This window comes from Enterobacter sp. Ag1, assembly GCA_000277545.1.
Classification (GTDB): Bacteria; Pseudomonadota; Gammaproteobacteria; order Enterobacterales; family Enterobacteriaceae; genus Cedecea.
The window spans coordinates 1-8,835 of record AKXM01000044.1 but is presented as its reverse complement, the minus strand read 5'-3'; the positions used below and the strand labels follow the sequence as shown (position 1 = coordinate 8,835).

General features: G+C 49.1%; 9 protein-coding genes. 7 read left to right on the top strand and 2 right to left on the bottom strand.

The window, feature by feature from the left end:
* A partial coding sequence (locus A936_RS22965) for a transposase (RefSeq protein WP_237717593.1) occupies positions 1 to 97 on the bottom strand: 97 nt, incomplete at its 3' end.
* Positions 98 to 722: 625 nt separating this feature from the next.
* Between A936_RS22965 and A936_RS17510 the strand changes: the two genes are divergently transcribed.
* The 4 genes from A936_RS17510 to A936_RS17495 all read left to right on the top strand — a co-directional run bounded on the left by A936_RS17510 (position 723) and on the right by A936_RS17495 (position 3,348).
* Positions 723 to 1,526 (top strand): MBL fold metallo-hydrolase, encoded by an 804-nt coding sequence (locus A936_RS17510; RefSeq protein WP_008460143.1) that lies wholly within the window; start codon positions 723 to 725, stop codon positions 1,524 to 1,526.
* Positions 1,527 to 1,671: 145 nt separating this feature from the next.
* Positions 1,672 to 2,175, top strand: a complete 504-nt coding sequence (locus tag A936_RS17505) for a helix-turn-helix domain-containing protein (RefSeq protein ID WP_008460142.1) — start codon at positions 1,672 to 1,674, stop codon at positions 2,173 to 2,175.
* Positions 2,176 to 2,234: 59 nt separating this feature from the next.
* Positions 2,235 to 2,747 carry a DUF6622 family protein gene (locus A936_RS17500; protein ID WP_008460141.1) on the top strand — a complete coding sequence of 171 codons (513 nt, stop codon included), beginning with the start codon at positions 2,235 to 2,237 and terminating at the stop codon, positions 2,745 to 2,747.
* A gap of 67 nt (positions 2,748 to 2,814) precedes the next feature.
* Positions 2,815 to 3,348: a P-loop nucleotide/nucleoside kinase family protein gene (locus A936_RS17495; RefSeq protein ID WP_008460140.1), complete on the top strand. Its 534-nt coding sequence runs from the start codon at positions 2,815 to 2,817 to the stop codon at positions 3,346 to 3,348.
* Between the two features lie 209 nt (positions 3,349 to 3,557).
* Here the strand turns inward: A936_RS17495 and A936_RS17490 are convergent, their stop codons facing one another.
* Complete coding sequence (locus tag A936_RS17490) at positions 3,558 to 4,430, bottom strand: LysR family transcriptional regulator (RefSeq protein ID WP_008460139.1); 873 nt, start codon at positions 4,428 to 4,430, stop codon at positions 3,558 to 3,560.
* A 270-nt stretch (positions 4,431 to 4,700) separates the two neighbouring features.
* Between A936_RS17490 and ampH the strand changes: the two genes are divergently transcribed.
* The 3 genes from ampH to A936_RS17470 all read left to right on the top strand — a co-directional run bounded on the left by ampH (position 4,701) and on the right by A936_RS17470 (position 8,724).
* Positions 4,701 to 5,861, top strand: a complete 1,161-nt coding sequence (ampH, locus tag A936_RS17485; protein WP_008460138.1) for a D-alanyl-D-alanine-carboxypeptidase/endopeptidase AmpH — start codon at positions 4,701 to 4,703, stop codon at positions 5,859 to 5,861.
* Between the two features lie 498 nt (positions 5,862 to 6,359).
* Complete coding sequence (blaLAP, locus tag A936_RS17480; protein ID WP_008460137.1) at positions 6,360 to 7,217, top strand: LAP family class A beta-lactamase; 858 nt, start codon at positions 6,360 to 6,362, stop codon at positions 7,215 to 7,217.
* A gap of 395 nt (positions 7,218 to 7,612) precedes the next feature.
* Positions 7,613 to 8,724, top strand: a protein-coding gene (locus A936_RS17470; RefSeq protein WP_157141433.1) for an IS3 family transposase whose coding sequence is annotated in 2 segments (ribosomal slippage) — positions 7,613 to 7,874 and positions 7,874 to 8,724 — 1,113 coding nt in all. Because the reading frame shifts where the segments join, the coding sequence is not laid out codon by codon here.
* The last annotated feature ends 111 nt before the right edge of the window (positions 8,725 to 8,835 follow it).

Genomic DNA, 8,835 nt, shown 5'->3' with positions numbered 1-8,835 from the left:
TACGCCAGGTGTAAAAGGTGGCGTCGGAAATGGCGTGCTTACGGCAGAGCTCACGGGCAGAAACCCCGGCTTCAGCCTCGCGGAGGATACTGATGATCTATTCGTCGGAAAAACGCTTCTTCATGGGGATGTCCTCATGTGGCTTATGAAGACATTACTAACATCGGTGTGTATTAATCAACGGGGAGCAGGTCAGCGGGCAATGGGTGTTACGTGGTCGACCTGACTCATCAGTATGTCTGCCGTGACGGCCGTGTCTCTGCTCAGCTGGCGCCAGGCCATGACTGACGACAGCAGTGTAGTCAGGATTGCGGGTACGAGAATTCCGGCAGCAAGCGCTCTTTTTCGTAATTGCATTATTTGTCCTGTGAGGTCTTTCCATGAGTACACTATCACTATTTAGTGACGTTATAGTCATTAATCCCTTTCCATTTCAGTGTTATTTAAACAGGTGACGCAGCGGGATGTACTCTGTAATGAATATAAGCGCAGGTTTTAAGGCGGGTAATTATTTTTTTTGAACAGGGTGGATATCGTTCTGACAGCCTCATTCATTTTCGTTATCTCTGCAGAAATCTGGCTGCTTTCGGGGAGCAGGATATGGCGGACTGGCATGCTGATAAGTCTTTATCTGCTGCAGTGAGAAGAATGCTGCTCTGGACCAGGAAACAGGTCTGCTGTCAGGATTATTGGGTAATTACCTTCGAAGGGAGAACTAAGCTGTGACACTCAAAATGACCATTCTGGTCGAAAACCATCTTTCCCCGCACGCGGCTGCAGGAATGCAGGCCCGTGCAGGCCTCTCCATTCTTCTGGACGACGGAGAGAGCCGGATACTGTTTGACTCCGGTGCGGATGAAACCGTTGTTCGCAACGCCAGGCTGATCAACGAGCCGCTGACAGACCTGGACGCGGTTGTATTATCCCACGGGCATTACGATCACTGCGGCGGAATAACGTCTCTTGCCCCCGGGACGAGGATTATCTGTCATCCCGGCATTTTACAGGAAAGGTATGCCGCCGTCAGGCTTCCAGGAAAGGTCATTCCTCTTAAGAAACTTTCGGTCGTGGAGCGTTTTCGCGGACTTAACGTGGAGTACAGTAAAATCCCGCGGGTCGTGGCAGGACGTTTTGTCTGGAGTGGTGAAATCCCCGTGGAAAGCCCGAAGCCTTGGGGTTATACCGATTACAGGAACGCCACGCCTGATTATGTGTCTGATGAGGGTGTGCTTATCTGGTGCTCATCACGCGGGCTGGTCATTATAACCGGGTGTGGCCATCGTGGGCTGGAGAACACCGTTCGCCACTGCATGAACATTACGGGGGAAAAACGCGTGTACGCCCTTATCGGGGGATTTCATCTGCGGGCAGCATCACCGCTCAGGCTGATAAGGCTGAAAGCTTTTTTGCGTGAGATCGCACCTGAGCAACTGCTGGGCTGCCACTGCACAGGAAGATGGGGAAAACTGTGGCTCAGGAACACGCATCCTGTCGCCTGCGGAGATACCGTTATTTTTGAAGAGTAAGTCTGTGATACAGGCTCATCCTGTCATTCGGTCTGCACCTGTCTCGTTTGTGTCGTCTTACTGTCAGGCCCGTGTCGTGTACTGTGCCGGTAGGAAATGCGAATATCTTAGCCGCTACCAACATACACCAGATATGAGGTTATCGATGACCGTCGCAGAGAAAGTGAAAGCCCTTCGCCTGAAGAAGGCCTGGTCTCAGGAGCAGCTGGCAGAAGTCGCCTCGCTTTCAGTCAGAACGGTTCAGCGTACTGAAAAAGGGAAGAAACCTGGTCTTGAAACGTTGAGTGCGCTTGCCTCAGCCTTTGACGTCAGCGTATCTGAGCTCCTGGAAGAGGCCGGGGATGCCGTTAACACGCTGGATGAACGTATCAGTGATGCCAGAGCCCAGGTTGCCCGGGAAATGACGTTTTGGCGGATACTAACAAGGGCTCTTCTGACATGCACCGCAATGATGGTTATAAACTATCTGCTTACTCCGGAAAGTTACTGGTCCCTTGTAGTGACGGCCATATGGTGCACTCTGGTTATGTTCAGGGGGGGCAGGGTGTTTGTTATTCATGATCGGCTTAAGTCATGGCAACAACGCAGGTTGAATAAACTCCTCCGTCCGGGCACAAAAAAGGAAAATAACCTTCGGGCAATCAAGTAAAACGCTGGAGCCATTCTCTGCGGCTAAATGTAATCATCATTAAGCGAAAAGGAAAAACGATGAACCTGTCTGAATTTTTACTTCATGTACCGTTCTGGGTCTGGCTCCTGCTGATTTTTTTACTTCGCCGTGGTTTTGCCGCCCTTTATGACAGAGAGATGAAAATCGGACGGCTTTTTTTGCTCCCTGTACTGTTTCTTGTCTGGGGAGGCTACGGAGTTATGACTGAAACAGAAAGGGCAGGAGTAAGTCTCACCATGATGGTCGCAGGATTACTCGCGGGAGGAGCACTCGGCTACTGGATGTGGGGGGCACAAACTCCCCTGCAGGATTCAGGCAACCCAGGTACGGTTATCAGGGCCGGGACGCCGCTGACGCTGGGCATGATCGTTATTACTTTTTGTACAAAATTCATTCTTACTTCAGCCCTCTTCCTTCAGCCTGGCCTTGCGGCGTCAGCGAGCTTCTGTCTGCTAATGGGTGGGCTCACCGGACTGAATGATGGAGTATTCTGGGGAGGCACACTAAGGATATTTATACCATGGTACAACAAACATCTCACTCAATTGTGAATTGAACCATTTATGTGTATTTTATTTTTAATAGTAACTCCTCAAATGTATTCCAAAAGGGAAAATTATGCTGATAATTATGAACGGGTTGCCGGGTTCTGGAAAAAGTACTGTAGCAAAAATGTTGTGCGAAAAATTGAGCGCTGTGTATTTACGGGTGGATACTGTAGAGCAGGCCATTCTTTCGGCGTTTGAAACAGAGAGAAAGCCCGGGCCTGAAGGGTATTTTGTCATATATGCATTAGCACGTGAGAATCTTAAGCTAGGGTCAACGGTGGTGACAGATTCGGTTAATGATATTAATCTTGTGCGTGATGCTTTTCGTGATATAGCTATATCACTGGAAATTCCATTCATAGAAATTGAAATAATTTGTTCGGACAAAGAACAGCATCGGCATCGAGTGGAAAACAGAGTTTCAGATATTCCCGGTTTGACTGTACCTGACTGGGGAAAAGTGCAAAGCCGTCACTATGAACGATGGTACAGGGAACATATTCAACTTGATACAGCGAAATTAACAGTTACTGAGTGTGTAAACAGAATCCTGGCATTAACAGAGCAAGACAGGATTGGAAACAATCTAACTATACATCGGTAGTAATCGTTAATTTTTCTTACGCTGTATGAACGTCTGGTGTATCGAACGTGGCGTGATATTTAGGAGCTTATCGGATAGCCGCCACCGTAGCCTCGTACCAGATAAGGCTCTAAGCTTCGTCTAAGACAGGCGTCGTATTACTTTAATCACCAGGCATCAAGGCCTTCCCATGCTTTAAGAGAACGTGCCCGGGCAGTCTGAGTATACGTTTATTCAAACAACAGCGCTTCGCTCAGAAGCCAGCTCCTGAAGGTTTTGACCACAGGGCGCATGATTCTGGATTTAGAATATGTCAGCCAGTAGCTGCCGGCGTTGACCTCAGTTTCGAAGGGCTGCACAACCTGCCCGGATGTGAGCTCCCGTGTAAACATTTTCAGGGGAACCAGCGCCGCGCCGCCGGAATGTATAACGGTCTGGATCATCAGTCCTGACGAGTCATAGACCGTACCGCTGATGACAGCAACGTCCTCGCCGGCCTCACGGAACCAGTCTTCCCATTCATTGATCCGGTAAGAACGGAGCAGCCTCTCGTTCAGCAAATCACGTGGTGCGCGAAGCCGCCCGGCCATTTCCGGGTCGCATAGCACGCCAAACGGCGCGTCGAATATTTTTTCATTATTGGTTGAGGGCCATATCCCGGTACCAAACCTGATAGCCAGATCGAGCCCCTCTGCAGCAATATTGACGATATTATTGTTAATACGCAGACGGACATCCACATGGGGATGAAGCGTCTGGAAACGCCCCAGCCTGGCCTCAAGCCAGCCAAGGGCAAACGTGCCTACACAGCCCAGCGACAGGACTTCCTTATATTCCCCGCCTTCAAACTTATGATAAATATTTTCTATTGTCCGAAACGCCTCGTGCAGTCCGCCATAGAGGATCGCGGCTTCCTCTGTGAGCTCCAGACTGCGGGACTGTCGTCTGAAAAGCGTGATACCCAGACGCTCCTCAAGAATTCTGATTTGCTGGCTGACGGCGGCTGGGGTAACGAAAAGCTCTTTCGCGGCCCGGGTAAAGCTGAGGTGTCTGGCGGCAGCCTCAAAAGATTTGAGGGCCTTCAGGGGAGGTTTTTTTCGCATAGGACATCCTTTAGATTTTCTTTAAATTAATACAAATTTTTATCGTTTGCCAGCATTCAAGATTATCAACATAATCCCGCTTCCTGACCGGTGCGACATACTTGTTATTTATTGCGAAATTTATAATTAATTAAACCGGGCTTTAAATTTTTATTTGCGGCTGGCGATTATTCGCATTTATCTGCGGATTAACACAATGAATGCATCCCAAAGTATTCATTAACATCTCGGTAATCAGCTCACTGAACAATATTTATTAGGGAAACCTGGATGAAGAGAAAATCACTGTTTCTGGCCGTGGCCAGCCTGCTGGCCGCCAGTTATGCCAATGCTGGCCAGATGACGACCGAGCAGCAAATTGCTGAGAAATCTGCACAGATATTTCATGACACTAATCCTCCGGCTATGGTCATGGCCATTATTCAGAATGGTCAGGTGACATATCGTGCCTATGGTGAAACGGCTAAAGGCAACCATACCAGCCCCACGCCCGACTCGCTGCTTCGGGTCGGCTCTATGTCAAAAATTCTGGCCTCAGAGCTGCTGGTTAAGCTTGCCGATAAGGGAGCGCTCAGGCTGACCGACACGCTTCAGAAGTATGCTCCCCCGGGGATGACAGTACCTGAGGTGAGCCGCGGCAATCCCGTTACCCTGATTTCGCTTGCCACACATACCAGCGGGCTGCCGCGACTTATCCCGGGTCAGGCACCAGCCGGCTCAGCTCCGTTCACGTGGCCGGACAGGCCTGCCCGCTGGAACTGGCTGAATCAGAAGCCGACCCTGACCGCGCCGTGGGAACAGGCGCAGTATTCTAATGTGGGATACGATCTGCTGGCCGATGCTATGGAAGCTGCAGGTAAAAAACCCTACCTGCAGCTTATGCGGGAAAATGTGACGGGCCCGCTGGGCATGAAAGACACCACCACCCAGCCTGACAGCGCTCAGTGTCAGCGGCTCATGGAAGGCTCTGGCATCGATCCTGCCGGTCCCTGCACGGATACAACGGCAGCCGCCGGCAACGGCGGGATGTATTCCACCGCAAGGGACATGGCGAGCTGGATGCAGCATCTGTTGAATATCCGTCATCCTGAAAAGCCAGCGCTCAGAGCCGTTCAGCAGGCAATGTACGTGCAGAGACAGCAACTCAAATCCATTACGGGTCTGGATTTAGCAGGGAAAGCGCAGGGGCTGGGAATGGGTTGGGTCTTTATCCAGCCTTCGGTTGACTCCCCGGTAATGATCCAGAAAACCGGTGGTGGCGGCGGTTTTATGAGTTATATGGTTTTGGTCCCCGGCGAAAAAACGGGGATCTTTGTCTCTGTGACAAAAGTGGATCTGGATATGTTCTCAGCCTTAACGCGTGAAACGAACAGCCTTATCCCGCTCCTGTTAAAAGCAGCCCCCGGGGAACGCATCAGTCCGGCTTCATAACGGGTCGGGTGGCAGCATCTGACTCCATAAAAAACGGGTGCTGTCAGCGGAAATGTGCCCGGATTTCGCCAGAACCCGGCTCCTCGCAGAACAACACCTGTAATGTATTTCCCTGGGTATATTGGGGCAAACTCGATAATCGATAGTAAGACTGCCTGGGCAACTCACTATGTGACGACAGGTATCACGTATTGCCTGAATTCTAACCTGAACCTGAATATTGCTTACAAATTCAACAACATCACGGGGCTGCCAAAAGTTCACTCAGAATAACGAAGATGCTTTGATAATGGGCATAACATACCAGTTCTGATAGGACCCTCAGGTTGCCAGGGCAGTAATCAGAATGATGCAGAGTGACGTGTATTTCGGGTTGAGGTTGCATCAGATGCTTCACATGGTCCGAAAGTGCACCAACAGTCTGGCCGAAGAGGTCCTGTTGGCTCAGTATTTAACTTTTAACACATTAATTTAACATGCAAAATAAAGGATACTAATATGAAAATGATTCGACTTATGATAATCCCCTTGCTGGCTGGAATGTGCACGCCAGCACTATCTACACCAGTCAATATCACTGATACAATACAAACCACAGAAGACCATATCAAAGGTCGGGTTGGTTTTACTGAAATAGACTTTTTATCCGGAAAGGTACTGGGTAGTCATCGCCATGAAGAACGCTTCCCTATGATGAGCACATTCAAAGTTTTGTTATGTGGGGCAGTATTAGCACGCGTTGATAAAGGGCTTGAACAGCTTGAACGCAGAATTACCTATAATGAGCATGACCTGGATGACTATTCACCAGTAACCAGTCTGCACCTTGCAGATGGAATGTCGGTTTCTGAATTATGTAATGCTGCCATTACCACCAGTGATAATACTGCTGCAAATTTATTGCTATCAACAATTGGCGGGCCGGAGGGATTAACCCAATTTGTGCGAAGCACTGGTGATAATTATACACGGCTAGATCGACACGAACCCAGCCTGAATGAAGCGCTACCTGGCGATGAGCGTGATACTACCACTCCGGCTGCAATGGCTCAGACGTTACGAAAATTGTTAAATGGGAGTCTCCTCAAGATAGCATCACAGCAAAAATTAATAACGTGGATGCAGGAAGATAAAGTTGGCGGGCCTCTGTTCCGCTCTGTACTGCCAGCTGGCTGGATGATAGCGGATAAAACAGGAGCAGGTGAACACGGCTCTCGTGGCATCGTTGCATTGTTGGGGCCCAGAGGAAAACCATCCCGAATAGTTATTCTCTATATTACCAATACTCATTCATCCATGAATGAACTTAACGAACATATTGCAGGGATCGGAGATTCAATTATTAAGCACTGGTAATATGTTTTCAAAGATTAGTTCACTCCAGACCCACACTTTGGTATTCCGGACTGTAAGATGAGTGGCTAAGACAACTTGTTTTCCATGTAATTAACAGGTGAATCTTGGCCGCTTTCAGAGTAGGTATCTCATCGTCTAGGTGAAAGTTATCTGTAGCGATGCAGACTGCGTAGGCAGTGAATGAGCCGACAAATTATCTATGTAATATTTGAGGTAATTTGGGTAATGTACTTCACCAAATCATCCAGTTCGATTCGTTCACCGGGCAGAGAGCTGATGGCCTGAGGTAGGTAATCAGTAAAATATTTTATTCCGCTTGTAAGTATCCCGCTTAACCGAACCATTCACTTTTAGAGATCTTCCGACATACTGATTATGTTCCCGAGGAGATCGCCATGCGTAAAGCACGATTCACCGAACACCAGATCATCGCTGTGCTGAAGTCCGTCGAAGCCGGACGCACCGTCAAAGATGTCTGCCGCGAAGCGGGTATCTCTGAGGCCTCTTACTACAACTGGAAAGCGAAGTTTGGCGGGATGGAAGCCTCTGATATCAAAAAGATGAAAGATCTTGAGGACGAAAACCGCCGCCTAAAACAGATGTTTGCCGACCTGAGTCTGGAAAACCGCGCACTAAAAGACGTCATCGAAAAAAAGCTTTAAAGCCAGCGATAAAGCGTGAACTCGTCAGCTATCTGAAAGAGGTGTTTTCGATGAGTGTACGTCAGGCATGCAGGATGTTATCGCTGAGCAGGACGGTTTATTTTTACCAGCCCGATACCCGGCACAATGAACGGGTGATCCAGGCACTGACTGAGCTGGCGGAGCGCTATCCGCGATACGGTTTTAAGAAGCTGTTCCAGCTTCTGCACAGGCAGGGGCACACCTGGAACCATAAGCGTGTTCACCGGATTTACTGCCTGCTGAAACTGAATTTTCGTCGTAAGGGTAAACAACGTCTGCCGGTACGCAATCCGGCTCCGTTGATAATGCCGGAAGCGCTTAATCAAAGCTGGTCCATCGATTTTATGCACGATGCGCTGGTCTGTGGCCGGCGCTTCCGTACCTTTAATGTGGTGGATGATTTTAATCGCGAAGCCCTGGCGATAGAAATCGACCTGAATATTCCGGCTCAACGGGTCGTCAGGGTGCTGGACAGGATAGTGGCAAACCGTGGATATCCGCTGAAGATGCGTATGGACAACGGGCCAGAACTGGTCTCACTTGCGCTGGCGCAATGGGCCGAAGACCATGGTGTGGTGCTGGAATTTATTAAACCAGGCAAACCGACACAGAATGCCTTTATCGAGCGTTTTAACCTGACGTACCGGACAGAAATCCTGGATTTTTATCTGTTCAGAACACTGAATGAAGCACGGGAAATTACTGAGCGCTGGTTGATGGAATATAACAGCGAGCGACCTCATGAGTCCCTGAATAACCTGACGCCGGAAGAGTATCGGCTGATGGCTGAAAAACCAGAAACCTCAAAAAGTGCGTGGAACTAAAACGGGTGTACTTACAAAATGTTTACTTCGTATATGGCTTATTACTTTTCTTTCGTGCAGTTTGGGCTGGAAGGCGGGCATCTTTCAGACAATGCTGATTAAGTCTTTCTG